General features: G+C 61.9%; 25 protein-coding genes. 6 read left to right on the top strand and 19 right to left on the bottom strand.

The window, feature by feature from the left end; genetic code table 11:
* The 18 genes from GC125_RS11605 to rpsB form a co-directional block, all read right to left on the bottom strand.
* Positions 1-393 (bottom strand): hypothetical protein, encoded by a 393-nt coding sequence (locus GC125_RS11605; protein WP_210251655.1) that lies wholly within the window; start codon positions 391-393, stop codon positions 1-3.
* Positions 393-902 carry a peptidylprolyl isomerase gene (locus GC125_RS11600; RefSeq protein ID WP_151985811.1) on the bottom strand — a complete coding sequence of 170 codons (510 nt, stop codon included), beginning with the start codon at positions 900-902 and terminating at the stop codon, positions 393-395. The genes GC125_RS11605 and GC125_RS11600 overlap by 1 nt, the downstream gene beginning before the upstream one ends.
* Positions 903-935: 33 nt before the next feature.
* The gene (locus tag GC125_RS11595) at positions 936-1,511 is read right to left on the bottom strand and encodes a peptidylprolyl isomerase (RefSeq protein ID WP_151985810.1); all 576 of its coding nucleotides are present in this window, start codon (positions 1,509-1,511) and stop codon (positions 936-938) included.
* Between the two features lie 19 nt (positions 1,512-1,530).
* The gene (coaD, locus tag GC125_RS11590) at positions 1,531-2,037 is read right to left on the bottom strand and encodes a pantetheine-phosphate adenylyltransferase (protein ID WP_151985809.1); all 507 of its coding nucleotides are present in this window, start codon (positions 2,035-2,037) and stop codon (positions 1,531-1,533) included.
* A 636-nt stretch (positions 2,038-2,673) separates the two neighbouring features.
* Entirely contained in the window at positions 2,674-5,502 is a 2,829-nt protein-coding gene (gyrA, locus tag GC125_RS11585; protein WP_151985808.1) for a DNA gyrase subunit A, read from the bottom strand.
* A 122-nt stretch (positions 5,503-5,624) separates the two neighbouring features.
* Positions 5,625-6,824 carry a lipid-A-disaccharide synthase gene (lpxB, locus tag GC125_RS11580; RefSeq protein WP_151987824.1) on the bottom strand — a complete coding sequence of 400 codons (1,200 nt, stop codon included), beginning with the start codon at positions 6,822-6,824 and terminating at the stop codon, positions 5,625-5,627.
* Between the two features lie 14 nt (positions 6,825-6,838).
* On the bottom strand, positions 6,839-7,705 hold the full coding sequence (locus GC125_RS11575) for an LpxI family protein (protein WP_151985807.1): 867 nt from the start codon (positions 7,703-7,705) through the stop codon (positions 6,839-6,841).
* Between the two features lie 7 nt (positions 7,706-7,712).
* Complete coding sequence (lpxA, locus tag GC125_RS11570; protein WP_151985806.1) at positions 7,713-8,522, bottom strand: acyl-ACP--UDP-N-acetylglucosamine O-acyltransferase; 810 nt, start codon at positions 8,520-8,522, stop codon at positions 7,713-7,715.
* Positions 8,519-8,995, bottom strand: a complete 477-nt coding sequence (gene fabZ / locus GC125_RS11565; RefSeq protein ID WP_151985805.1) for a 3-hydroxyacyl-ACP dehydratase FabZ — start codon at positions 8,993-8,995, stop codon at positions 8,519-8,521. Before fabZ ends, lpxA begins: the two co-directional genes overlap by 4 nt.
* A complete protein-coding gene (lpxD, locus tag GC125_RS11560) occupies positions 8,988-10,055 on the bottom strand; it encodes a UDP-3-O-(3-hydroxymyristoyl)glucosamine N-acyltransferase (protein WP_151985804.1) in 1,068 nt (355 codons plus the stop codon). Before lpxD ends, fabZ begins: the two co-directional genes overlap by 8 nt.
* 71 nt (positions 10,056-10,126) lie before the next feature.
* Positions 10,127-12,469, bottom strand: coding sequence for an outer membrane protein assembly factor BamA (gene bamA / locus GC125_RS11555; RefSeq protein ID WP_151985803.1), 2,343 nt, complete (start codon positions 12,467-12,469; stop codon positions 10,127-10,129).
* Positions 12,470-12,681: 212 nt separating this feature from the next.
* On the bottom strand, positions 12,682-13,815 hold the full coding sequence (rseP, locus tag GC125_RS11550; RefSeq protein WP_151985802.1) for an RIP metalloprotease RseP: 1,134 nt from the start codon (positions 13,813-13,815) through the stop codon (positions 12,682-12,684).
* Positions 13,816-13,889: 74 nt separating this feature from the next.
* Complete coding sequence (locus tag GC125_RS11545) at positions 13,890-14,729, bottom strand: phosphatidate cytidylyltransferase (RefSeq protein ID WP_151985801.1); 840 nt, start codon at positions 14,727-14,729, stop codon at positions 13,890-13,892.
* Complete coding sequence (locus GC125_RS11540; protein WP_286165640.1) at positions 14,729-15,460, bottom strand: isoprenyl transferase; 732 nt, start codon at positions 15,458-15,460, stop codon at positions 14,729-14,731. The genes GC125_RS11545 and GC125_RS11540 overlap by 1 nt, the downstream gene beginning before the upstream one ends.
* Positions 15,461-15,519: 59 nt before the next feature.
* Entirely contained in the window at positions 15,520-16,080 is a 561-nt protein-coding gene (frr, locus tag GC125_RS11535; protein WP_151985800.1) for a ribosome recycling factor, read from the bottom strand.
* 59 nt (positions 16,081-16,139) lie between these two features.
* Positions 16,140-16,865 (bottom strand): UMP kinase, encoded by a 726-nt coding sequence (gene pyrH / locus GC125_RS11530; RefSeq protein WP_151985799.1) that lies wholly within the window; start codon positions 16,863-16,865, stop codon positions 16,140-16,142.
* Positions 16,866-16,974: 109 nt separating this feature from the next.
* On the bottom strand, positions 16,975-17,898 hold the full coding sequence (tsf, locus tag GC125_RS11525) for a translation elongation factor Ts (protein WP_151985798.1): 924 nt from the start codon (positions 17,896-17,898) through the stop codon (positions 16,975-16,977).
* Between the two features lie 177 nt (positions 17,899-18,075).
* A complete protein-coding gene (gene rpsB / locus GC125_RS11520) occupies positions 18,076-18,864 on the bottom strand; it encodes a 30S ribosomal protein S2 (RefSeq protein WP_126010419.1) in 789 nt (262 codons plus the stop codon).
* 276 nt (positions 18,865-19,140) lie between these two features.
* Here rpsB and GC125_RS11510 point away from each other — a divergent pair, with 276 nt between their 5' ends.
* From GC125_RS11510 to GC125_RS11485, 6 genes are all read left to right on the top strand, one after another.
* Entirely contained in the window at positions 19,141-20,634 is a 1,494-nt protein-coding gene (locus GC125_RS11510) for a sensor histidine kinase (RefSeq protein ID WP_151985796.1), read from the top strand.
* Positions 20,631-21,077: a response regulator gene (locus GC125_RS11505; RefSeq protein WP_126010421.1), complete on the top strand. Its 447-nt coding sequence runs from the start codon at positions 20,631-20,633 to the stop codon at positions 21,075-21,077. The genes GC125_RS11510 and GC125_RS11505 overlap by 4 nt, the downstream gene beginning before the upstream one ends.
* 2 nt (positions 21,078-21,079) lie before the next feature.
* Positions 21,080-22,108 (top strand): histidine kinase dimerization/phosphoacceptor domain -containing protein, encoded by a 1,029-nt coding sequence (locus GC125_RS11500; RefSeq protein ID WP_151987820.1) that lies wholly within the window; start codon positions 21,080-21,082, stop codon positions 22,106-22,108.
* Between the two features lie 173 nt (positions 22,109-22,281).
* Positions 22,282-22,677, top strand: a complete 396-nt coding sequence (locus tag GC125_RS11495) for a hypothetical protein (protein ID WP_151985795.1) — start codon at positions 22,282-22,284, stop codon at positions 22,675-22,677.
* Between the two features lie 73 nt (positions 22,678-22,750).
* Positions 22,751-23,590 carry a cytochrome b/b6 domain-containing protein gene (locus GC125_RS11490; RefSeq protein ID WP_151985794.1) on the top strand — a complete coding sequence of 280 codons (840 nt, stop codon included), beginning with the start codon at positions 22,751-22,753 and terminating at the stop codon, positions 23,588-23,590.
* On the top strand, positions 23,587-24,348 hold the full coding sequence (locus GC125_RS11485; protein WP_151985793.1) for a molybdopterin-dependent oxidoreductase: 762 nt from the start codon (positions 23,587-23,589) through the stop codon (positions 24,346-24,348). Before GC125_RS11490 ends, GC125_RS11485 begins: the two co-directional genes overlap by 4 nt.
* Before the next feature lie 3 nt (positions 24,349-24,351).
* Here GC125_RS11485 and GC125_RS11480 read toward each other — a convergent pair whose 3' ends face one another.
* Entirely contained in the window at positions 24,352-25,200 is an 849-nt protein-coding gene (locus tag GC125_RS11480) for a cell envelope integrity EipB family protein (protein WP_286165478.1), read from the bottom strand.
* Between the last annotated feature and the right edge of the window lie 5 nt (positions 25,201-25,205).

Here is a 25,205-nt window from a genome sequence, read left to right as displayed (position 1 = left end):
TCAAGGTCCGACGCAGGTGACGGCGTAGGCGCCGGTGCCGACGAGCTGAAAGGTCCCGGCTGTCACAAAATCGCGGTCCTCACCGGCCTCTTCGAGGCGCAACCGAGCGGTCACCGCCTCGATATTCATGTCGGTGAAATCCACCATCAGTCGTCCGTCTGCGCGGAAAGCCTGACCGACGGCGAAGGCATCCGCGTCGTCACCGCCGATGGCGATCATCCGGTCGTCGACGGCAATGGAGCCGCCGACCACCTTGAGGACCGGCAAGGAGCCGATTGAAAGCTCCAGAGCCACGCGGTCGTCCTGATCGGCACAAGTGATCGTACCGGTCGCGTGGGCGGCCGGCGCGATCGCCAGGAATGCGAGGATCAGGGCGGCGTAGCGCAAAACCATCATGCGTCGGCGGCGATACGCAGCGAGACGATCTGGTCCGGGTCGCGAACGGGCTCGCCCTTCTTGATCAGGTCGATGACGTCCATGCCTTCGATGACCTGGCCCCAGACGGAATACTGCTTGTTGAGCCAAGGAGCATCGGCCAGGCAGATGAAGAACTGCGAGTTGGCTGAATTCGGGCTCTGCGAGCGGGCCATCGAGCATGTGCCACGCACATGGCTGACGTTGGAGAATTCCGCCTTCAGGTCCGGCTTGTCGGATCCACCCATGCCGGCACGGCCCGGGTTGAAGTCGTTGCCGCCGCTCTTGCCGAACTTGACGTCGCCGGTCTGCGCCATGAAGCCATCGATGACGCGATGGAAGACGACGCCGTCATAGGCGGTCTCGCGGGCGAGTTCCTTGATGCGATTGACGTGCTCGGGCGCGAGGTCCGGCATGAGTTCGATGACGACCTTGCCTTTGGTCGTTTCCATCACGAGTGCGTTTTCCGGATCCTTGATCTCGGCCATGGGTCGCTCCTGTTTTTTGATTGGTATCGTTGATTATTCGACGCGGACACTGATCATGCGGTCCGGGCTGTCGACGGAGCCGTTGGCTGCCTGATCGCCCTTCTTGATCGCGTCCACAAATTCCATGCCTTCAGTCACGCGGCCGACGACCGTGTATTGGCCGTTCAGGAACGAGCCCTCGTCGAACATGATGAAGAACTGCGAATTCGCCGAATTCGGATCCTGCGAACGGGCCATGCCGAGGACACCGCGCTCGAACGGAAGATCGGAGAACTCGGCAGGAAGGTTCGGCAGGTCGGAGCCGCCGGTGCCGGCACGTGGTGCCATATAGCCATCCGTCAGGTCACCGAATTCCACATCGCCGGTCTGGGCCATGAAACCGTCGATCACGCGGTGAAAGGCGACATTGTCGTATTCGCTCGCAGCGGCGAGGTCGCGCAGGCGCTGCGTGTGTTGAGGTGCCAACTCGTCGAGCAGGTCGACGCGCACGACCCCATCCTTCAATTCGATGACGAGATCACCACCGGCTTCTTGTGCGCCGCTTTCCTGTGCAATGGCCGAAAGGCCTCCCAACATAAGTGCGGTTGTCGCGGCCAGCACGAATTTCATCAGGCAATCTCCAATTGAATCAAATGTGGTTTGTGGCCGGGAAACGCGCCGCCAAAGCCGATCGAACCGAACCCGGAACGAAGGCACTGACATCGCCACCCATCGAAGCGATCTGGCGCACCAATGTGGCCGTAATCGGCCGGGACGAAGCGCCGGCCGGCAGAAACACCGTCTGAATATCGGGCGCCATCTGACGGTTCATTCCTGCCATCTGCATTTCGTAATCGAAGTCGGTGCCGTCGCGCAGGCCGCGGATCAGGATGGATGCGCCGTTGTCGCGCGCAGCATCGACGACCAGATTGCCGAAATCGACGACCGTGACCCGGGACAGACCTTCCGGCAGGGCTTCCTTCAAGGAGGCGCGAATGAGATCGGCGCGCTCTTCAAAGCTGAAGAGTGGTTTCTTGCCCGGGTGGATGCCGATGCCGACGACGAGTTTCTCGCCGAGCGACAACGCCTGCAGCAGCACATCGAGATGGCCGTTGGTCAGTGGGTCGAAAGACCCGGGATAGAAGGCAGTGGTCATCGGTGGTTCCCTGGCGTGGGCTGCCTTTTGTCACGGCGTTGGCCGTCGTGCAAGCGACGGAGTCTAGACGTCCAGCGTCCGATATCCGGCATATGAACGGTGAATGAATGGCGTGTTCAAGTCCGGCTCAGCGATACACTGCTTAAAATCCAAGTATCGAATGAAACCTTTTTGGGACGCCTGCGTTCATTGGGCATAACGGAGACTGGAACCATGCCTCTTCTGATCCTCGCTATCGTCATGTTCATCGCTATGACAGTTGCCACCGCAGTGGCGCTCAGCAGCGAAAACCGGCAGTCCAAGTCTGTGCGTAACCCGGTTCGTCACCAATACTATTAAGCTCGAGCATAAAGAGCACGCCATGCTGACGACCTTGACCATCTTTGCCGCTTTCATAGCGTGCGTGTTGATTACAGATGTGGCGGCGATGCTGTCGCAGATGAGACGAGAAGCAAAACAAGCAAGAGCAAGAGCGCGGACCACGCGCCGCTTTTAGACTTTGCCCCCCGGGCAAAACTACTGACTGACCTCCAGTCCGAAGTTTGGGTTTCCCTGCCCCGACGAGGACACATCAAAAAACCGGTCGCGTTCCCTCCGCGACCGGTTTTTTTGTATTCTGGCGGCTGATGCAGCAGCTTATTCTTCGCTGCTGCCCGTTTCTTCGCCGCTGCCGGTCTCGTCGCCGTCGTTCTCGCGTGCGATCTCTTCCAAGGCATCCGCTTCGGCCGCTTCTTCAAGAACCTCATCGACAGCCTCGGGCTCAGGCTCGCTGATGCGCTCGACCGAGACGACCCGCTCGTCCTTCGACGTCGAGAAGATCGTGACGCCCTTGGTCGCACGGCTGGCGATGCGGATCCCGCTCACGGGCACCCGGATCAGCTGGCCGCCATTGGACACCAGCATGATCTGATCGCCACGCTCGACCGGGAAGAAGGCCACGAGTTCACCGATTTCGCCGATCTTGGCGATGTCGGTTGCCCGGATGCCCTTGCCGCCACGTCCGGAGATGCGGAAATCGTAGGATGAGGAAAGCTTGCCGTAACCCTTGGCGCTGACCGTCAGGACGAACTGCTCGCGGGCCTTCAGTTCCTCGAAGCGCTCGTTGTTGAGGTCGACGGCTTCGACGACGTCCTCGCCCACCAGCGTGACTTCTTCCTCGTCACCGTTCGCCGCACGCCGTTCCGCGGTTGCCCGCTTCAGGAATGCAGCGCGTTCGGCCGGATCCGCATCGACATGCGACAGGATCGCCATGGAGATCACATGGTCGCTGTCGGCCAAGGAGATGCCGCGCACGCCGATCGAGTTGCGGCCGGCGAAGACACGCACATCCGTCGTCGGGAAACGGATCGACTGTCCGAGCGCGGTCGTGAGTACGACGTCGTCCTGTTCGGTACAGGTCTCGACGTTCAGGATCTGATCGCTATCGTCGTCGAACTTCATGGCAATCTTGCCATTGCGGTTCACCTGGACGAAATCCGACAGCTTGTTGCGACGAACCGTTCCCCGCGTCGTGGAGAACATGACGTCGAGATTGGCCCAGCTGTCCTCGTCTTCGGGCAGCGGCATGATCGCAGTAATGCGATCGCCATGCTCGATGGGCAGGAGGTTGATGAGCGCCTTGCCTCGGGACTGTGGCGTGCCGATCGGCAGGCGCCAGACCTTTTCCTTGTAGACGATGCCACGTGAGGAGAAGAACAGAACGGGCGTGTGCGTGTTGGCGACGAACAGGCGGGTTACGAAATCCTCGTCGCGCGTCGCCATGCCGGAGCGGCCTTTGCCGCCGCGGCGCTGCGCGCGATAGGTCGCAAGCGGTACGCGTTTGATGTAGCCGGAATGCGAAACGGTGACGACCATGTCTTCGCGGGCGATGAGGTCCTCATCGTCCATGTCGGGGCCGCCGTCGCCCAGTTCAGTCCGCCGCGGCGTGCCGAACTCGTCTTTGACGTCGCGCAGTTCCTGTTTGATGATCTCGCGAATGCGAACGCGCGAAGACAGGATATCGAGGTAATCCTTGATCTCCTCGCCGATCTTGTTGAGCTCGTCGTCGATTTCCTCGCGGCCGAGCGCAGTGAGGCGCTGCAGACGCAGCTCGAGGATGGCGCGCGCCTGTTCCTCGGAAAGATTGTAGGTACCGTCCTCGTTGATGCGATGGCGCGGATCGTCGATGAGCCGGATGAGCGGCGCAACGTCCTTTGCCGGCCAGCGGCGCTCCATCAACTGCTCGCGTGCAGCCTGCGGGTCCGGCGCATTGCGGATCAGGTGGATGACTTCATCGATGTTGGCGACGGCGATCGCCATCCCGACAAGCACGTGGGCGCGGTCGCGCGCCTTGCGCAGCAGGAACTTGGTGCGCCGGGAGATGACGGTCTCGCGGAAGGCGATGAACGCCCTCAGCATGTCCATCAGGTTCATCAGCTCCGGCTTGCCGCCGTTGAGCGCCACCATGTTGCAGCCGAACGAGGTCTGCAGTGGCGTGTAGCGATAAAGCTGGTTGAGGATGACGTCGGCATTGGCGTCGCGCTTCAGCTCGACGACGACGCGGTAACCCTGCCGGTCGGACTCGTCGCGAAGGTCCGAGATGCCCTCGATGCGCTTGTCGCGCACCAGCTCGGCCATCTTCTCGATCATCGTCGCCTTGTTCACCTGATAGGGAACTTCGGTGATGATGATGGCTTCGCGGTCGCCTCGGATTTGCTCAAAATGCACTTTGCCGCGCATGACGACCGAGCCACGGCCGGTTTCGAACGCGCTGCGGATGCCGGAGCGTCCAAGGATGATGCCGCCGGTCGGGAAATCGGGACCGGGAATGAATTCCATGAGCTGGATCAGGTCGAGCGACGGATCGTCGATCAGCGCTATGCAGCCATCGACCAGTTCACCGAGATTGTGCGGCGGAATGTTCGTCGCCATGCCGACGGCGATGCCGCCTGCGCCATTGGCGAGCAGGTTGGGGAACCTCGCCGGCAGCACCTTCGGCTCCGAGCCGGAGCTGTCGTAGGTTTCCTGGAAATCGACCGTATCCTTGTCGATGTCTTCCAGCAGCTCATGCGCTAGCTTCGCGAGCCGCGCTTCGGTGTAACGCATGGCCGCCGGCGGATCGCCGTCGATCGAGCCGAAATTGCCCTGCCCGTCGATGAGCATCGCGCGCAGCGACCAGGGCTGCGCCATGCGGACCATGGCGTCGTAGATCGCGCTGTCGCCGTGCGGGTGATATTTACCCATGACGTCGCCGACGATGCGCGACGACTTCACGTATTTCCTGTTCCAGTGGTAACCGCTCTCGTGCATCGCATAGAGGATACGCCGATGCACCGGCTTTAGGCCGTCGCGCACGTCGGGCAATGCGCGCGACACGATCACGCTCATGGCGTAATCGAGATAGGAGCGCTGCATCTCATCGACGATCGAAACCGGCTCTATGCCAGATGGGCCCTGCGGCCCGCCGGGGGGAACTATCTCAGTCAAAATGGATCACGTTCTCTAAGGTCAGATTCGGCTTGCCGTTTATAACGAAACGGTGCGGTCAAAGCCAATTTCGAGGGCTCTCGAACGGTGCTTTTCCCGGCCTTTATGTAGGGATTGCGCATTCAATGCGCAATTGCAGGACGATCGGCGGTCACGTTTGGACGATCGATGAAAGCAAGCACGATTTCGGCGGCGTGCTCGCCCGGCGTTCGGGTCACGGACATCGCCCGGCGGACGATATCGAAGCCCTCCAGCATCGCCTTGCGCTCGATCGTATGATCCATCAGACGCAAGGTCTCACGGGCCAGACGGTTGCCACGGGCCTGATCATTGAAGAATTCGCGGATGACGGGATAATCGGCAATCAGGTTGGGAAGCGCAGCACTCCAGCCGGTGATCTTCGAGATCAGCAATTTGGCCAAGGGGTCCAGCTTATAGGCCGAGACGCAAGGGACGCCGGCCAGTGCCAATTCCAGGAGCACGGTGCCTGAGGCGGCAAGCGCGACGTCGGATTGTGCGAACGCGCCCCACTTGGCGTCCTCGCCCGCGACCACGTCCACTTTGACCGGCCAGGCCGTGACCTGTTCGGAGACAAACGCATGATGGCGCGCGATCGTGGGGAGGATAAACCGCACACCCGGACGCAAGGCGGACAGCTCAGCCGCGGCATCGGCGAAAACCGGCAGCAGGCGCGTCAGCTCGGATTTGCGCGAACCGGGAAGCAGCATGCAGAGGCCGGTCAGCTGTTGCTTGCGCCGGCGATCCAGTTGTTCGGCCCGCGCTGATAAGAGGCCCATGTCGAAAATCAGCCGGTGGCCCACATAGGTGGTCGGAGGACCACCCAGCGCGGCAACCACCTGGGGTTCAAACGGGAAAACCGACAGCACGTGGTCGATATAGCCGCGCATCGCCGGCGCGCGCTCCGGCTTCCACGCCCAGACGGACGGGCATATATAGTCGATGACGGGCAGATCGGGCAGCCTCGCCTTTACGCGGCGGGCAACACGGTGCGTGAAATCCGGGCTGTCGATGATGACCAGGACGTCGGGCTTGGCCTCGACGATCGCATCGGCCGCCTGGCGGATGCGCCACAACAGCTTGGGTAACTTGGCGACGACGGCGCTCACGCCGACGATGGAGAGCTCGGAATAGTCGAACAGCGACACCAGCCCCTCGCCTTGCATCTCCTCGCCACCGATGCCCACCAGATCGATCGAGAGATCACCCACCTGCATCTTCATGGCGGCGATCAAATCCGCCCCCAAGCGATCGCCAGATGGTTCGCCGGCGATAATCGCGACTTTCACGCGGCGCGATGTCATGGCCCGGTCGATCATCAATCCTCCCGCGTTACGCCGGCGATGAAGATGCCTGCCTGATCGGCAGCCGCAATCGCGGCTTCGCGCTCCAGCAACAATGATCGTCCGGCTTCGACGGCAACGCCCGCGAGGCCCGCCTCGATCAGGCCCTTCACGGTGCCGGCACCGATCGTCGGCAGGTCGGCGCGTTCATCCTGATCGGGCTTGCAGAATTTGACCAGTACGCCCTTGCGCGATGTGGAAAGCCGGCCGCGGCCCCGCAGATCGGCGACGCGCGCAAGCATCTCGTCGGTTCCTTCGACACCTTCAAGCGCTACGACCCGGCCGCCGATCGCAACGGCGGCTTGACCGACATCCAGCCGGCCGAGGGCCAAAGCGGCTTCCCGTCCGGCGGCAATGTCACGCTTGCTGGCTGCGTCGGGCTCAATGGACGTCAGGGATCCGTGTGTCGCGACCAGATCTGGTGCCACTTCGTGTGCGCCGATGACACGAGCGCCCGCGCCTTCGATCAGAGCGATCACCATGCGCAATACCTGGTCGTCGCCGCCTCGCAGCAACGTACGGACGACGCTGGGCATGCGTGCGAGCGTTTTCCATGTGGGGCGGATTTCGCGCCACTCCGGACGTCGCTTGACGCTTCCCGACAGGATCAGGCGGTCGATGCTGTTGACCCTGACGATACGCTCCACGGCGGCGAAATCGCCTGTGCCGATGCGTTCGTGCTGGAAACTGGACCAGTCACCATCGGCTTCGTCGCTCAGGGCAATGATGAAAGGATCTTCGCCCGCGGATCGGATGGCGCGGGCGACATGGGTCGGCAGATTGCCGGCACCGGCCAGGATCGCGACGCGACCCCTGCCCGGTTCTCGGCTGACCGCAGCCATGGGAGGCTTACCGATGAGCCCGGGCCGGCGACGACAGCGCGCGTTCGCTCTGAGCCTCGATGAAATCGATGATCTGTCCGACAGTCTCGTTGCTGGTATAAAGCGCGCGCGCCTCGCCGGCATTCTGACGCACGGAGCCTGGACCCTGGAAGATATGGCGGAAGGCGCGGCGCACTTCGTGGATGCTGGCCTTGTCCATGCCGGCGCGCTGCATGCCGATGATGTTCAAACCGCCGAGCACCCCGGGATTGCCGTTCAGCATACCGTAGGGGATGACGTCGAAATTGACGGCCGACAGACCACCGATGAAGGCGCGGTGGCCGATGCGGGCAAACTGGTGAACGGCAGCGCCGCCGCCGATGATGACCCGGTCACCAACCGTGACGTGGCCGGCCAGCATGACGTTGTTGGATAGGACGACGTTATCGCCGACATGGCAGTCATGGGCGACGTGGCTATAGGCAAGAAACAGGCAGTTCTTGCCGACCGACGTGAGCCCACCAGCATTCGGCATGCCGGGATGCATGGTCACGCCTTCACGGATCGTGCAGCCTTCGCCGATCTCGAGACGCGTCTCCTCGCCCTTGTAGGCGAGATTCTGCGGTTCGAACCCAAGCATGGCGCCGGGAAACACACGACAGCCTTTGCCAAGAACGGTCGAACCGGAAATCGCGACATGGCTCAGGATCTGGCAGTCATCTCCCAGAACGACATTCGGGCCGATATGGCAGAATGGGCCGATCGTGACGTTTTCGCCAATGATTGCGCCTTCCTCGATGACCGAGGAAGGGTGAACCCGCGCTGAGGCAGAGGTCATTCGTTCTCGCTTTCCTGCTGCGCAAGCATGGCGCCGATATCGGCTTCGGCCACCTTGACGCCGCCGACGAGCGCTTCGCAGTGGAACTTCCAGACATTGCCGCGCTGTTTGATCTTGGCGACGTGATACTCCACCCGGTCGCCCGGAACAACCGGCTTGCGGAAGCGCGCATTGTCGATGGTCATGAAGTAGACCAGGGTCGAGCTGCGTGCCTGATGGCGCGCGCAAATCGCGCCGGCCGTCTGCGCCATGCCTTCGACGATCAGAACACCCGGCATGATGGGGTTCTCCGGAAAATGCCCGGTGAAGTGCGGCTCGTTTGCCGTCACGTTCTTGATGCCGATCGCACGCTCGTCACGAACGATGCCGACGATGCGGTCGATGAGCAGGAATGGATAGCGATGGGGCAACAGACGCATGATCGCCCGCACATCGAGTTCATCCATCGTCTCGGTGCCGGTCAGGTCATTCATCCGGCTCAACTCCTACGTTCTTTGGGCTTCTGTTGAATGCGCGGGCACGGATTTCGGCCATATCGCGCAAAAAGGCTCGCATCGGCCGGGCCGGGATGCCGCCCCAGCGGGCAGCGCCGGGCACATCGGCAGCAACTGCGCTCATGCCGGCAATCTGTGCGCCGGCTCCGATCTGAAGATGTCCGGCGATCGTGGTGCCGCCGCCGATCATCACCTGGTCGCCAATCGTCACGCTGCCGGCGATGGCGACCTGCCCGACGATCACGCAGTGTCGGCCGACGCGGACATTGTGCCCGACCTGGACGAGGTTATCGATCTTCGTGCCCTCTCCGATCACCGTATCGTCCATGGCGCCACGGTCGACAGCCGTATTGGCGCCGATCTCGACACGATCCTGAATGATGACGCGTCCGAGTTGCGGGATCTTGAGCATGCCGGAGGGCGACGGAGCATAACCGAAGCCATCCTGACCGATCCGTGCGCCCGGATGGATGATCACATCGTTGCCGATGAAGGAGCACTGCACGGTGGTGTTGGGACCGATAGAGCAGTTGCGACCGATCTTGCAGCCGGGCCCGATAACGGCGGCAGCGCCGATGATCGTTCCCGAACCGATTTCCGCGCCATCGCCGACGACGGCACTCACATCGACGACCACGCCCGGCTCGAGGTGCGCACCCGGATGCACATACGCCTTTGGCGAGATGCCGCTTTCGTTCGTGAGAGTCAGCGGACGCATGGATGAGGGGTAAAGCAGTGCTGCCGCCCGGGCGAAGGCCGACTGGGGTGCCGGAGCAAGCAGCGCCGCGACATTTTCGGGAACAGAGGGCGCCATGTCTCTATGGCAGACGATCGCGCCAGCTTTCAACCCAATCAGCATCTCGGCATGACGCCGGGACGTGATGAAGGTCAGATCCTGGATATCCGCGCGCGAAAGTGGGGCAACCGAGGTGATCAGACGATCAGACAGACGCGGATCGTGCAATTCCGCGCCGATGTCCGCCGCGAGCTGCCCAAGCGGGATGCCTCTATGCGGCGGGAAGAAAATTGGACGATCCATCGGCAGCTTACAGAATGAATGAGCCGGGCATCATACCCGGCTTTGGATTGCGTGCTCGCGGCAAGAAGCGGCTAGAACCGCGACGATGCACCGAAACGGAATTCCTGCACATCGTCGTACTCTTCCTTGGCGACCGGTACGGCGTAGTCGAGACGCAGAGGGCCGAAAGGAGACGCCCAGATGAGCGACGCGCCAACAGACGCACGCCAGCTCTGGTCGAAGCCAACGCCACCGACAGTGACCGCCGGATCGAGATCCGTGCCGTAAAGCGTACCGGCATCGGCAAAGGCAGCGACGCGGAGACCGAAGTCGCGCGGGACAACCGGCATAGGCATGGACGCTTCGGCCGATGCGTTGAAGTAGGTCGTACCACCCAGCGCATCGCGATCGCCATCGGCCAGCAGTTCAGACCGAGGACCGAAGCCACGCGCATCGAAGCCGCGGATGGTCTCTCCGCCCTGCAGGAACTGGTCGAACACGCGGGCATTGTCGCCAAGCGAAACCATGTGGCCTGCACCAACGGACACCGAACCGATGATGTCCTGGGACTCAGACAGAAGCTGGAAATAATTGGCTTCGCCCGTGAACTTGATGAACTCGGCGTCGCCGCCAAGACCAGCAAACTCCATGCCTGCTTCGGCAAAAATGCCTTCGCGCGGCAGCTGGCGATCATCCAACGTGTTGAACGTCAAGGTCGGCGAGATCGACGACTTGATCCACGGGCTGCTGGCGATGCCCTGCTGATAGGCCAGCGACAACGACGAGTCCGTGCCCGTGTAACGGGTTTCGGAGAAGTTGTAGGCAAGGCCCGCCGTCAGATTGTCGGTGATCGGCGCTGCAACACGCAGCGTCACGCCGGTCTGCTCGTAGCTGTAGTTGTCCGGACGGTCGTCTTCGACGCGGAACACGTCGAAACCGGCGGCAAGACGGTAGCCGAGGAAATAGGGCTCGGTGAAGCTGACGCGGTAACTGCGCGAATTCTCGCCGCCACCGGCGGCAACACGGATGAACTGGCCACGGCCGAGGAAGTTGCGTTCCGTCACGGACGCTTCGACGGATGCACCGCCATCGCTGCCCGTCGAGTAACCGGCACCGATCGAGAACTCACCGGTCGGCTGATCCTGAACATCGACGATGATGATGATGCGGTCCGGCTGCGAGCCTGGCGCGGTCGAGATTTCGACCGAACCGAAATAGCCGAGACGCTGCAGGCGCTCACGTGCCCGGCGAACCATGGCCTGGTTGAAGGCATCGCCTTCCGACAGGTCGAATTCGCGGCGGATGACGTAGTCGCGCGTCCGGGTGTTGCCGCGGATTTCAATGCGCTCGACATAGGCGCGCGGACCCTGGTCGATCAGGTAGCTGACCGAAATAGTGCGGTTCGCGAAATCGCGATCGCCACGCGGGGTGACCTGGGCGAACGGGAAACCGGAATCGGCGACGCGCTCGGAAATGGCGACGATGGTGTCTTCGACATCTTCGGCGCTGTAGGTTGCGCCGGAACGGCTTTCGACCAGAGCCTGAAGGTCGGCTGTGTTCACGTCGGCGACGGAACTTTCGACGTTGACCGCACCGAAATTGTAACGCTCGCCTTCCTGGACGGTGATCGTCACCGTGTATTCGTTCGTTGCAGGGTCAAGCTCAGCGAAAGAGGACACGACCTGGAAGTCGGCATATCCGCGATTGTAATAGAAGCGGCGCAGCAGCTCTTCATCCGCGCGCAGCTTGTCTTCCGCGTAAACGTCACGGCGCGTCAGGAACGAGAGGAAGTTCGAGCGCTTCGTCGTGATCACTTCGCGCAAACGGCCATCGTTGAATGCCTGATTGCCGACGAAGTTCACCGTCGAAATCTTCGTGCGGTCGCCTTCGTTGACTTCGAATGCAAGGTTGATGCGGCCATCGGCGAGCGTGACCGTGTTGGTGGTCACCGTGGCATCGTTTCGGCCGATCGCGGCGTAAGCATCGCGGATCGCCTGAATGTCTGCCTGGACGAGAGGCTCGCTGTAAGGTCCGAGCGGCTTGGTCTGGACGATCGTCTCCAACTGACGGTCGCGGATACGGCTGTTGCCGTTGAAGACCACCTGATTGAGAATCTGGTTTTCGGAAACCGTGACGACGAGCGCCCCACCCTGCTGGGCAATACGGATGTCGGAGAACAAGCCGGTGGCGAACAGGCGACGAACGGATTCGTCGATATCGGCATTGGAGAAGTCCTGCCCCGGGCGGATGGTGATGTTGCCGCGGACCGTTTCGGCGTCGACGCGGCTGTTCCCCTGCACCTGAATGCTGTTGACGACGGCTGCCTGGGCAGCGGTCGTTGCACTCAGGAAAGCAATACCCGCTCCGCTGGATGCAATCCCCGTGGCTAGGGCGACGGCAGATACCGCACCCATGAACTTCGAACCGGCTCTCATTATGAACTCTAACCTTTTTGCCCGAACTACCACACCAGACGGATGCCCCGATTCCGAATGGTCCGTCGTTTTTTACCCGCTTTTGCCTTACAAGCAAGGCTGGCGGTTAATTTCTGTTTACTTCATTTAGAGGCGTGGCCCAAAGGCCACTCAAGCATTGAAACGTGGTCAACAAACCCTTTATTTTCGGGCGGATAGCGGACTTTCGACTGCTACCCCAGCAGCATGTTGACATCGTTCCAGGTCGCAAAGACCATGAGCGCAAGCACCATCCCCAAACCGATCCGAAACGCCATCTCCTGCGCATTTTCGCCAAGAGGTCGCCCACGGACCGCCTCAATCGCATAGAAGAACAGATGGCCGCCGTCCAGCATCGGTACCGGCATAAGGTTCAACAGTCCAATGGAAACCGACAGGACTGCGGCAAGCTGGATCACGGCAAGGATGCCCAGCGTCGCCATCTGGCCTGAAACCTGGGCCACGCGGATCGGTCCGCCAAGCTGGTCTGCCTTCTCCTGGCCGATGATGATGTTGCGGATGTAACCAAAGGTGCGGGTGACGATATAGCTCGTCTCGGCGACCGCCTGCCCCGTCGCTTCCAACGGCCCCATCTCGACTGTGCGGAAATTGCCCGTGTCCTGGTTTGTGACCACGCCGATCAGGCCGACTTCCAGGCGATTTCCGAAATTGTCCTCGATCTCCTCACGGGCCGGGACCAACGTGAAATCACGCTCGACCCCATCGCGCTGCATGGTGACGGTGATTTCGACCTCGGGGCGGCTCGACACGTAGCGGCGCACGTCATCGAAGGTCTCGATCGGGTTCCCGTCGATTGCGACGAAGATGTCGCCGGGAGCGATGCCAGCGGTTTCCGCTGCGCTGCCCGGCTGAACTTCGGCCACGACCGGATCGGACACAGGTCGACCGTAAAGCGTGAAGACCGTCGCGAAGATGGCAATCGCGAGGATGAAGTTCGCGATCGGACCCGCTGCAACAGTCAAAGCCCGGCGCCACAAGGCCGCGCCCTGGAAGGAGCTCCTGCGGTCCGCCTCGCTCATGGCCGCATAGCCGTCATTGTCAGGCACGCTGGCGGCGTTCTCGTCGCCGAAGAATTTCACGTAGCCGCCAAGCGGAATGGCGGAGAGCTTCCAGCGCGTTCCGTGCTTGTCGTTGAACCCGAAGATTTCCGGACCGAAGCCGACCGAGAAGGCCATCACGCGGATGCCGCACCACCGACCGACAAGGTAGTGGCCCATTTCGTGGACGAAGACGACGATCGTCAGAACCACGAGAAATGGAAGAATGTAGCCGGTCAGAAAGGCGAAGGTCGATGCCAGCGCATCCATCGGACGTGTCCCTGCTCAATGGCGGCGCACCGTGAGGCGCGCATGGAAGGTTTGTGAGTGACGACTGCTGGTTCCTATCCGCCCAACAACGCCGCGGCAATCGGTGAACCGCTGGAAGAACTGGGAATCCCACCCGCGATCACCAGAGCTATGAGAAAGGCCGCAAAAGCGGCAAATACGAGACCGTCGACCCTGTCCATGACGCCACCGTGGCCGGGAATGAGCCGGCCGGAGTCCTTTACCGCATAACGTCGCTTCATCCAGGATTCGAACAGATCCCCGACCTGGCTGGCGATCGAGAGGACAGCGCACAGGATAGGGATCCAGATACCGCCTCTGTCGAGGGTCAAGAGCGCGACAGCCGTGCCGGCTGCAATGCCGCCGAACATGCCGAATATTGCGCCGGACCACGTCTTGCCGGGTGAAATCCGCGGAGCAAGCTTTCGTCCGCCGAGGGCCCTACCACAGAAATAGGCGAGAATGTCGGTTGCCCAGACGACGGCGAACACAAATGCCATTCCGATCAGACCGAGCGTCGTATCGTCGCGCAACGCGGCGAGTGCCAGGCCGGAAAAGCCGGCATAGAGAACGCCGAGACCCATCCATGGACCGCGGCCACTGGTGCGCGCCGCCAGGGCAACAGCGCCTGCGCCGATCAGGATGGCTGCCGTCGAATACGCAAAGGCGTTGCCGACGATGAACCACATGATGGCGCCCATGCTTGCCCAGCCGACAAGAAAGGCAGGCCGCGACCGGCGTTCAGCCTGAACGATCGCTGTCCACTCATAATAGATGAGCGCGGCAAGAACGGCGCAGAAGATGCGGAACGGCAGGCCGCCGAACCAGGCCAGAAACAGGACTGCAATGCCGAGGATAACTGCGGAAACGACCCGCTGCTTCAATTCCAGCTGCATCACGAACCGAGCGCGACATCGCGTTCGGGAACGGCCCCGAAGCGGCGCTCCCGCGAGGCGTATTCGTCAAGCGCGCGGTGAAATGCCGACTTGTCGAAATCCGGCCAGAGCACGGGTACGAAGACGAATTCCGTATAGGCCGCCTGCCACAGGAGAAAATTCGACAGCCGCTGTTCGCCGCTGGTGCGGATGATGACGTCCGGATCGGGAATGCCAGCGGTATCCAAAAAAGCAGACAACGTGTGCTCGTTGACATTTGCCGGAGACAGTTCGCCTCGCCCGACTGCTTCGGCGAGACGCTTGGCCGCGCGCACGATCTCGTCGCGACCGCCGTAGTTGAAAGCGATGACGAGGTGCATCGCGCTGTTGTTGCGGGTCAACTCCTCCGCTTCGACCAAGAGGCCGAGGATTTCGCGATCGAGCCTTGCGCGGTCGCCGATGACCCGGATGCGGATGTTCTCCTTGTGGAGCTCCGCCAGGTCGCGCCGAATGAAGAGTTTGAGAAGCCCCATGAGATCGGTGATCTCGTCTTCCGGGCGGTTCCAGTTCTCCGACGAAAAGGCGAACAGCGTCAGATAGCGAACACCCGCCTCGCCCGCTGCCTGCACCGTTTCGCGCACGGCTTCGACACCCTTGCGGTGTCCCATGGTCCGTGGGAGGCCGCGCCGCTTGGCCCACCGGCCATTGCCGTCCATGATGATCGCGACGTGATGCGGCGTGGTCAAAGGCAGAACTCCGCTGAGGCTTCGCACCGAGAACGACAAGGCCGCCCGGTCATGCAGGCGCCAATCTAGACCTGCATGATTTCCTTTTCCTTATCGACGAGCAAGCGGTCGATCTCGGCAATGGTCTCATCGGTCATCTTTTGGACCCGGTCAGACTGCTGGCGGCTGTCATCCTGGCTGATGACGCCGGCCTTTTCGTTCTTCTTCAATTCGTCCATGCCATCGCGACGAACGTGCCGCGCCGCGACTCGCGCAGTCTCGGCATAGTTATGTGCCACTTTGACCAGCTCGCGGCGACGCTCTTCGTTGAGGTCCGGCAGCGGGATGCGCAGCGTCTGACCGTCGACGATCGGGTTGAGGCCGAGATTGGCTTCACGGATGCCGCGATCGACGGCGCCGACCATCTGCTTGTCCCAAACCTGAACGGACAGCATGCGCGCTTCCGCGACACCGACGTTTGCGACCTGATTGATCGGCATGCGCGAGCCGTAGGCCTCGACCATCACCGGATCCAGGACGTTTACCGAAGCGCGGCCCGTGCGAAGACCGTTGACGTCGTTCTTGAATGCCGTGACAGCACCTTCCATGCGCCGCTTCAGCTCGGAAAAGTTGGTTCCATCAGCCATGATAATGCTCCCATGCGCGGGTGATCGGCGGCGCCTCAACGCTCACCAGCCACCTCGTTCTATCTGTCGGTGACGACCGTACCGCGGCCGCCGCCTGTTACGATTGCGGCCAGGCCGCCTTTTTCGTGGATGGAGAAAACGATGATCGGGATCGCGTTTTCTCGGGCAAGCGAAACCGCGGCGACGTCCATGACGGCCAGTCCCTTCTCAAGGACCTCGGCGTGGGTCAGGCTGTCGAACCGGGTCGCCGTCGGATCCTTTTTCGGATCGGCCGAATAGATGCCATCGACCTGCGTGCCCTTGAGGATCGCTTCAGCACCCATTTCTGCCGCGCGCAATGCTGCAGCGGAATCGGTCGTAAAGAACGGGTTGCCCGTTCCGCCGGCGAAAATCACGACCCGGCCCTTGTCGAGGTGATGGAGCGCCGCGCGCTGCGAGAAGCTCTGGCAAATCTCCGGCATGGCGATGGCCGACAGCACTTCCGTGTCGATGCCAAGCTTGCGCAGCGAGGTCGCCAACGCCAGTGCGTTGATCACCGTCGCAAGCATGCCCATGTGGTCGCCCGTCACGCGATCGCCACCCTTGGAGGCGACAGCGACGCCGCGGAAAATGTTGCCGCCGCCGACGACCACGCCGACTTCGACACCCATGGCTCGCACTTCGGCAATATCACCGGCGATGCGGTCGGCCACTTCGACGTCGATTCCGAAGCCCTGACTGCCCATCAACGCCTCACCCGAGGCCTTCAGCAGGATGCGCTTGTAGCGCGGGGCGTCGGTTTTCATACGTTCACTCGTCTTTTTCTGAAGCTGGACAAGCCGCATACACGAAGGGCACCACGTTGTCACGCAGTGCCCTTGCGGCGTTTACGGCCGTGTACGATCGACTGGGCGATCAGCCTTTGGCGACTGCTGCGACTTCGGCTGCGAAGTCGGTTTCTTCGCGTTCGATGCCGTCACCCAGCGCAAAGCGAACGAAGCCCGTGACCTTGATCGGCGCGCCGACTTCAGCTTCGGCTGCCTTCACGGCATCACCAACCGTATGGTCGGGGTTCATGACGAAGGCCTGCGACAGCAGGGCGACTTCCTCGTAGAACTTGCGCATGCGGCCTTCCACCATCTTTTCGATGATGTTTTCCGGCTTGCCGGACTCGCGGGCCTGCTCGATGAAGATCTGGCGCTCGCGATCGGCAACGGTCGCATCGACGTCCTGCGACGTCAGAGCAAGCGGGTTGGTTGCTGCCACATGCATGGCAACCTGGCGACCGATCGCATTGAGCTTGTCCTTGTCACCGGTCGATTCCAGCGCAACGAGCACGCCGAGCTTGCCGAGATCGGTGGCAACAGCGTTGTGCATGTAGGTCGCGACCACGCCGTCGGACACGGTCAGGAGAGCGGTCCGGCGCAGGGCCATGTTCTCACCGATGGTGGCGACCGCATCCTTGATGGTCTCGCCGACCGGCTTGGATGTCGCGGGATAAGTCGCTGCCGTAACGGCATCGACCGAACCATCGGTGGTCAGCGCGACCTTGGCCACGCCTGCCACGAGATCCTGGAACTTGTCGTTGCGCGCAACGAAGTCGGTTTCCGAGTTCAGCTCGACGACGACGGCCTTCGTGCCTTCGCTGGCAACGCCGACCAGACCTTCGGCGGCCGTGCGGCTTGCCTTCTTGTCGGCCTTGGCGATGCCTTTGGCGCGCAGCCAATCGATCGCTGCTTCCATGTCGCCGTTGGTTTCGGCCAGCGCCTTCTTGCAATCCATCATGCCTGCGCCGGACTTTTCGCGCAGTTCTTTCACCATCTGAGCGGTAATGTTCATTCTAGCCTCTTGTCGTCTGTCATGGTCCGGCCGGCTTGGGCGGGACCTGGTTGGGGCGTGGGGACCGCGCCCTGTCGAATGCTTCGGCACGTTAGGCCGACATCGCCTTCATATGCATGACGGCCGGCGAAGCGATTGTCGCAGCGCCGGCCGTCTGAATTTCAGGACGATCGGAGCTTAGGCGGTGGCGCCTTCGCCTTCGACGCTGCCGGCGTCGTCGAGCGCAGGCTCGACTGGCGTTTCGGCGGATGCGCCGACGTCAACGCCCGAAGCGCCCTGCTGACGCGCGATGCCGTCGAGAGCGGCGCGCGAGATCAGTTCGCAATAGAGCGAGATCGCACGGGCAGCATCGTCGTTGCCTGGGATCGGGTAGTCGACGCGGTCGGGATCGCAGTTCGAATCGACAACGGCGACAACCGGGATGCCGAGGCGCTTTGCTTCGTCGATCGCGATTGCTTCCTTGTTGGTGTCGATGATGAAGATCAGGTCCGGTGTGCCGCCCATGTCGCGGATACCGCCAAGCGCACGCTCAAGCTTCTCGCGCTCGCGGTCGAGGTTGAGACGCTCTTTCTTGGTCAGGCCCTGGGCGTCGCCGGCCAGTAGCTCATCGAGCTTGCGCAGACGCTGGATCGAATTGGAGATCGTCTTCCAGTTGGTCAGCATGCCGCCGAGCCAGCGGGCGTTGACGTAGTATTGGGCCGAACGCTTGGCAGCATCGGCAATGATTTCCGAAGCCTGGCGCTTGGTGCCGACGAAGAGCACGCGGCCGCCGCCGGCTACCGTATCAGACACCACCTTCAGCGCCTGGTGCAGGAGCGGAACGGTCTGTGCGAGATCGATGATGTGGACGTTGTTGCGGTCACCGAAGATGAAAGGCTTCATCTTGGGGTTCCAACGGTGGGTCTGGTGACCAAAGTGAACGCCAGCTTCAAGCAATTGACGCATGGAAAAATCGGGCAGTGACATGCCTTGGGTATCCTTTCCGGTTGAACCTCCGCGCGGCAACAGCCTTTCGGCCACCGGCGGAACGGACCGGATTTCTCCCGGCCAATCCCAAACCGCGCGTGTGGAATGGTGGCTGCCATATAGAACTCGCCGACGGATGGCAACCCGTCGCCTCAGCCAAGCCCCGCATACTGCTTCTCAGCGACAGCCGTGGACGGCCCTTCCTGCGTTTGACAACTCGCTTGCACAAGGGCTGGTTTTCGGTCATCAAACATCGTTTCCAAAAGATAGCACCCCATGCCCATTTCAAGTTCGACACTCGTCCGTACGACGGCAGCTCTCATGCTGGCCGGGCTTGCCGCATTGCTCGTCATCGTCGGCATGAGCCTGTGGCTCGGCAATCGAAGCCAGGACCATTTCAACGAGGTGCTGGCGGCCCGCGATCTGCGGGCAGCGACACTCGATTTCCGCACGACACTGCAGGATGCGGAGACCGGTCAGCGCGGCTATCTGCTGACCCAGGACGACAGCTATCTGGCGCCTTACAACGAAGCTCGGCAAGAGCTGGAATCGCACCGGCAGCGATTGACGACCCTTCTTCAGTCTCGCCCAAACGGCGACGCGATCTCGTCAGCAATCAACGATGCGGCCGCAGTCAAACTGGATGAACTTGAGGAGACCGTCCGCCTCGCCCGCACCGGCGACCGTCAGACAGCCCTGGAACTCGTCCAGTCCGATACCGGCCAGACGGCGATGAGCGAACTGCGGGAGCTGTTCACCGGCATCGTTGAGGACGCAGACCGGCGTCTTGCCGAAAGCGTCGAGCAACAGCGGGGCAGCGCGTCCGCTCTCTATTGGGTCAGCCTGATCGGCGCCCTCGTCATCATAGCCGTCGTCGGCGGCAGCGCATGGGTGGTCATTCTCTATACGCGCGAGATCGCGGAGGCGCGAAGGCTTCTGTCGTCGACGAACATCACGCTTGAGGAGCGCGTTTCCGAGCGCACCGCGGAACTTGCGCGGGCGAACGAAGAGGTTCAGCGCTTCGCCTATATCGTGACGCACGACCTCAGAGCCCCGCTCGTCAACATCATGGGGTTCACGAGCGAGCTCGAAGCCAGCATCAAGCCGATCCGGGACTACATGGAGCGCAGTGAGGTTGCCGGTGACGACCAGCTCGCCAACGAAGCGCATCTCGCAGCGACGGAGGATTTGCCGGAAGCCGTCGGGTTCATCCGCTCATCGACTCGGAAGATGGATGGTCTGATCAACGCTATCCTCAAGATTTCCCGCGACGGGCGCCGACCGATCAGGGCAGAATCGATTGCGCTGACGGCCATGCTTCAGGCCAGCGCCGACGCCATCCAGCATCAGGTCGGCGAACTCGACGGCGTCATCGAAGTTGCCGACGATTTGCCGACGATCTTGTCCGACCGCATGTCGCTCGATCAGATATTCGGTAATCTGCTCGACAATGCGGTAAAGTACGCAGACGCGAGCCGGCCGTTGCGCATAAAGATCTCGGGCGAGAAGCTGATCGGAAACCGTATCGCGATCGATGTCGCAGACAATGGCCGGGGGATCGCGGCCGACGATCACGAACGCGTCTTCGAACTGTTCCGGCGGTCCGGAGAGCAAAGCAAACCGGGTGAAGGCATCGGCCTCGCCCATGTGAGGACCCTCGTCCGAAATCTCGGCGGCGACATCACCGTCACGTCCGAGCTCGGCAAGGGATCGACATTCAGGGTCGTTCTGGCCCGCGATATGCGTAGATTTATCGGGAGCATGCAATGAGCAGTGAAGCGAAGCCCGTCACGATCGTGATGATCGAAGACGACGAAGGCCATGCGAGACTCATCGAGAAGAACATCCGGCGCGCCGGCGTCAGCAACGAGATCATTCCGTTCACCGACGGCACGAGCGCGCTTGCCCACCTCTTCGGCTCCGATGGCTCTGGCGACGTCAGCGCAAGCCGCCACCTCCTCATCCTGCTCGATCTCAATCTGCCGGACATGAGCGGCGTCTCGATCCTCGAAAAGGTCAAGGCCAACCCGAACACGAAGCGGGCACCCGTCGTGGTGCTGACGACGACGGACGACGAACGCGAGATCCAGCGCTGCTACGACCTTGGCGCCAACGTCTACATTACCAAACCCGTCAACTACGAAGGCTTCGCCAATGCGATCCGTCAGCTTGGCTTGTTCTTCTCGGTGATGCAGATCCCCGAAAGTGCCTGATGATGGCTTCCCGGCCGACGCGCGTTCTTTATATCGATGACGATCCCGGACTGGCGCGTCTCATCCAGAAGAATCTGGAGCGGCGTGGCTATGTGGTCGAACGTGCCGACAAGGCCAGCAGCGGGTTGGAGCGGATCCGCGCCGGCGGCATCGACGTCGTCGGCCTCGATCACTATCTCGATACGGGAACCGGCTTGGACGTGCTGGCCGAACTCGCCAAGATCGAGCATGCGCCGCCGGTCGTCTACGTCACGGGCTCGGCCGAAACGGCAATCGCCGTTGCGGCGCTGAAGGCAGGAGCCTTCGACTACGTCACCAAGAGCGTCTCGGAAGACTTCCCCGAGCTTTTGGCAAGCGCTATCGACCAGGCAGTCGAGCGCGCCCGCCTGATGCGGGCGAAAGAGCGAGTCGAAGGCGAGCTGCGCGAGGCAAAAGAGCGCGCGGAGTTGCTGCTCAGCGAAGTGAACCACCGCGTGGCGAACAGTCTCGCGATCGTCGGGGCGCTGATCCGCATGCAGGCCAACACCCTGACCGAACCCGCCGCCAAGAATGCGCTGATCGAAACCCAGGCGCGCATCTCCGCCATCGCCGGCGTGCACAAGCGCCTCTATACGTCCGACGACGTGCGCTTCGTCGATATTGGCGAGTACCTGACGACGCTCGTCAAGGAACTGGACATGTCGCTTGCATCGAGCGCCAGGCTCAGGATCCGGATGGACGCGGTGCGCGTGCCCACCGACATGGCGATTTCCATTGGAATCATGACCGCCGAACTGGTGACCAATGCGCTGAAATACGCATACTCCGAAGGCGTCAAAGGCGAAGTCCGGGTTTTTCTCGACGCTGTCCCGGACGGTGCCGTGCTTGTCGTCGAAGATGATGGTGTCGGCTGGGACGGTACCGGTCAGAGCGCCAAGGGCACCGGCCTCGGCACGCGCCTCGTGAATTCCATGGCCGCCAATCTCGGCGCCACGCTCACTTACGAGCTGCAGCATCCCGGCACCCGAGCCAAGGTGACGATGGGGTTCTAGCCCCGGATATCTCTGCTCTGCCAGACCGGATCACGCCGACTTCACGCAGCGCCGACATCGGCGTGAGTTGGCTGTGGCAAAAACGCGCGCAGTGTTGTTTCGACAGTGATCGGCACTTGGTGTGGATTGGCTCTCACCGCCCGCTGAGGCGGCAACCCCTGGGAGCCACCACCATGAAGACGATCCTGACGACGACTGCCCTCACCCTCATGCTTGCCATGCCGGCCTTCGCACAGAGCGGTTCGGATCTCACCTGCGCCGATTTCCTTGCCCTCGACGAAGCCGGTCAGATGGCTGCCGTCGAGGCGTTGCACAGCGACGACATGATGGCCGACGACATGGCTTCTGATGACATGGCCGCTGACGACATGGCTGCCGATGACATGGCCGCAGATGACATGGCGTCCGATGACATGGCTGCCGATGACATGGCGTCCGACGATATGGCTGCCGATGACATGGCGTCCGACGATATGGCCGCTGACGACATGGCTGCAGACGCAACCGTTGCCAGTGTCACGACCGCCTGCGCCGACGCACCCGACAGCATGATTTCGGACACGATGTAAGCATCGCCGCATGCCTTGGAGCCGGGTGACCCGCGACAGGCGTCACCCGGCGCAACCCGCCTGGAGCGCCGCCATGTCTGCAACCGAGTTTTCACCGCCGATCGCAGATGCGCCGATCGTCGTTCGCCGTCATCGGCTTTCGACGCGGCTGTGGCATTGGACGAATGTGGTCGTCTTTCTTGTCATGCTGATGAGCGGACTGATGATCTTCAACGCGCATCCCCGCCTCTATTGGGGCGACTACGGCGCGAACCCCGATCCCGCATGGCTGCAGATCGGAGCCGAGGACGAGCGCGGATATTTGCGCGTCGGTGCGATCCAGTTCGATACGACAGGCGTTCTGGGACGCTGGCAGAACGCGGAAGGGGCCTGGCAGAACCGGGCCTTCCCGCATTGGGTCACGATACCATCGAGCTACAATCTCGCGCTTTCACGGCGCTGGCACCTGACGTTCAGCTGGCTTTTTGCAGGTGGTCTCGCGCTCTACGCGCTGATCAGTCTCGTGAACGGTCACCTGCGCCGCGACCTCCTCCCGAAGCGCGCCGAACTGGCGCCGTCGCATATCCTCGGTGACATCGCAGCCCATGCGCGACTTCGGTTTCCGACAGGCGAGGCCGCGCGACACTACAACGTGCTGCAGAAGCTCGCCTATCTTTCCGTTCTGGCCGTGCTTTTGCCCGTTCTCGTGCTCACCGGCCTGACGATGTCGCCGACGATGGTCGCTGCTTGGCCATGGCTGATCGACATCTTCGGCGGCCGACAGTCCGCACGCTCCATCCATTTCATCGCCGCATTCGGCATGGTGGCGTTCATCCTGGTCCATCTCGTCATGGTCGTGCTGGCAGGACCTATCAACGAGATCCGCTCCATGATCACCGGCCGCTATCGCCTGCCCCAGGAGAAAACACGATGACCACTCTTCTTTCCAGGCGCCGGCTGATTACCGGAGCAGCGCTGACGGGCTCCGCAATGGCACTCTCAGGCTGCGATGCGCTCGGCCAGAGCCCGGCGTTCCGCCAGTTTCTCTCGGGCGGCGAATGGTTGAGCTACCGTATCCAGCGGTTCATCGTGGGCGACGCCCTGGCGCGCGAATATCCGGAGGGATCCCTGTCACCGACCTTCTGCATGAACGGCAACACGCGGCCGGAAAATTCTGAATGGGAGCGGCACGCAGCTTCGGCGTTTTCCGACTATCGCCTCCGCATCGATGGACTCGTCGCGCGGCCGCAATCGATCTCGATGGCCGAGATTCGCACCCTGCCCGCCCGTACCCAGATCACCCGTCACGACTGCGTGGAAGGTTGGAGCGCGATCGGCAAATGGACGGGCACGCCACTCGGTCCACTGCTCGACCGTGCCGAGCTTGCCCCCAACGCCCGCTACATCGTCTTCCACTGTGCGGACGATTTTCGCGGGACGCCCTATTACGAAAGCATCGACCTCGTCGAAGCGTTTCATCCGCAGACCATCCTTGCCTACGGCATGAATGACGGCGACCTGCCCATCGGCCATGGCGCACCGTTGCGTCTGCGCGTCGAACGGCAGCTCGGCTACAAGCAGGCGAAGTTCGTCATGCGCATCGAAGCCGTCGAAAGCCTCGATGCGATCGGCCGAGGTCGCGGCGGCTACTGGGAAGATGCAGGAGCCTATGACTGGTATGCGGGAATTTGAGATCTAAGGCTGTTCGGCGCATTCCTTGGCGTCAAACACTTCAAGGCCCGTCAGCGTGCCGCGAAGGACGAAATCGCCATAGTCCATCTCCAGGTCCCGGGTCAGGCCATTCTCGTAGAGTTTGAACGAGATCTGGTAATCCGGAACGCCGTCGCCGGTTTCGGCTTCATTGAAATAGGCGATCGTCACGGGCCAGGCGGCTTCGTTGGCGAATGGGCCGGCCTGCTCCGCCTCGGCATCCTCCGCTTCCGGCTCACGCGGCGTTCCGATGACGGTCGTCGTCAGCATGATTTTGTCGCCGTCGTCGGACCCGTCATAGATGTGCGACTGGTAGAAACGCTCGCCTGCCTTCGCCTTTGCGATCAGCTCGATCATGTGGTCGGTCGGGAAGAGCGCGCGGTCGAGCGCCAGCGACGTCTCCTCGGGTTCCTCCATCTCGACGTCGATCGAATCATCGGTGCGGCGGGCGGTGCCGCGCGTTTCGCTGTCGAGCGCATCGTCGACGAAGGAGCGGTTGACGAATTCGAATGTGCCGGCGCGCAGATCCTCATAAGTTGTCGTCTGCTGGTCGGTGACCCGGGAAAATTCCTCGGTGTCGATTCGCGTCACGAATCGAAAGTTCACGGTGAAGCCGTCGCAGGCCGAGCCGTTCATTTCGTAGACCATGCGGCCGTAGACACCCGAGATGCCCGATCGCTCCTCCGAATTGGCGAGTTCGAGATCATAGACGGCACGGTGCGGAACGAGGGCCGAAGCACCTGCCGGCTGCGCCATGCCGGACGCAGTGGTTGAAAGCAGCCCGGCCATTACCGCAGCTGATCCGAATGCCATACGACCGGCAAATCCCAACATTCATG

The sequence above is a fragment of the Rhizobium sp. EC-SD404 genome (assembly GCF_902498825.1).
Lineage (GTDB): Bacteria > Pseudomonadota > Alphaproteobacteria > Rhizobiales > Rhizobiaceae > Georhizobium.
This window is presented reverse-complemented; position numbering and strand designations above follow the sequence as displayed.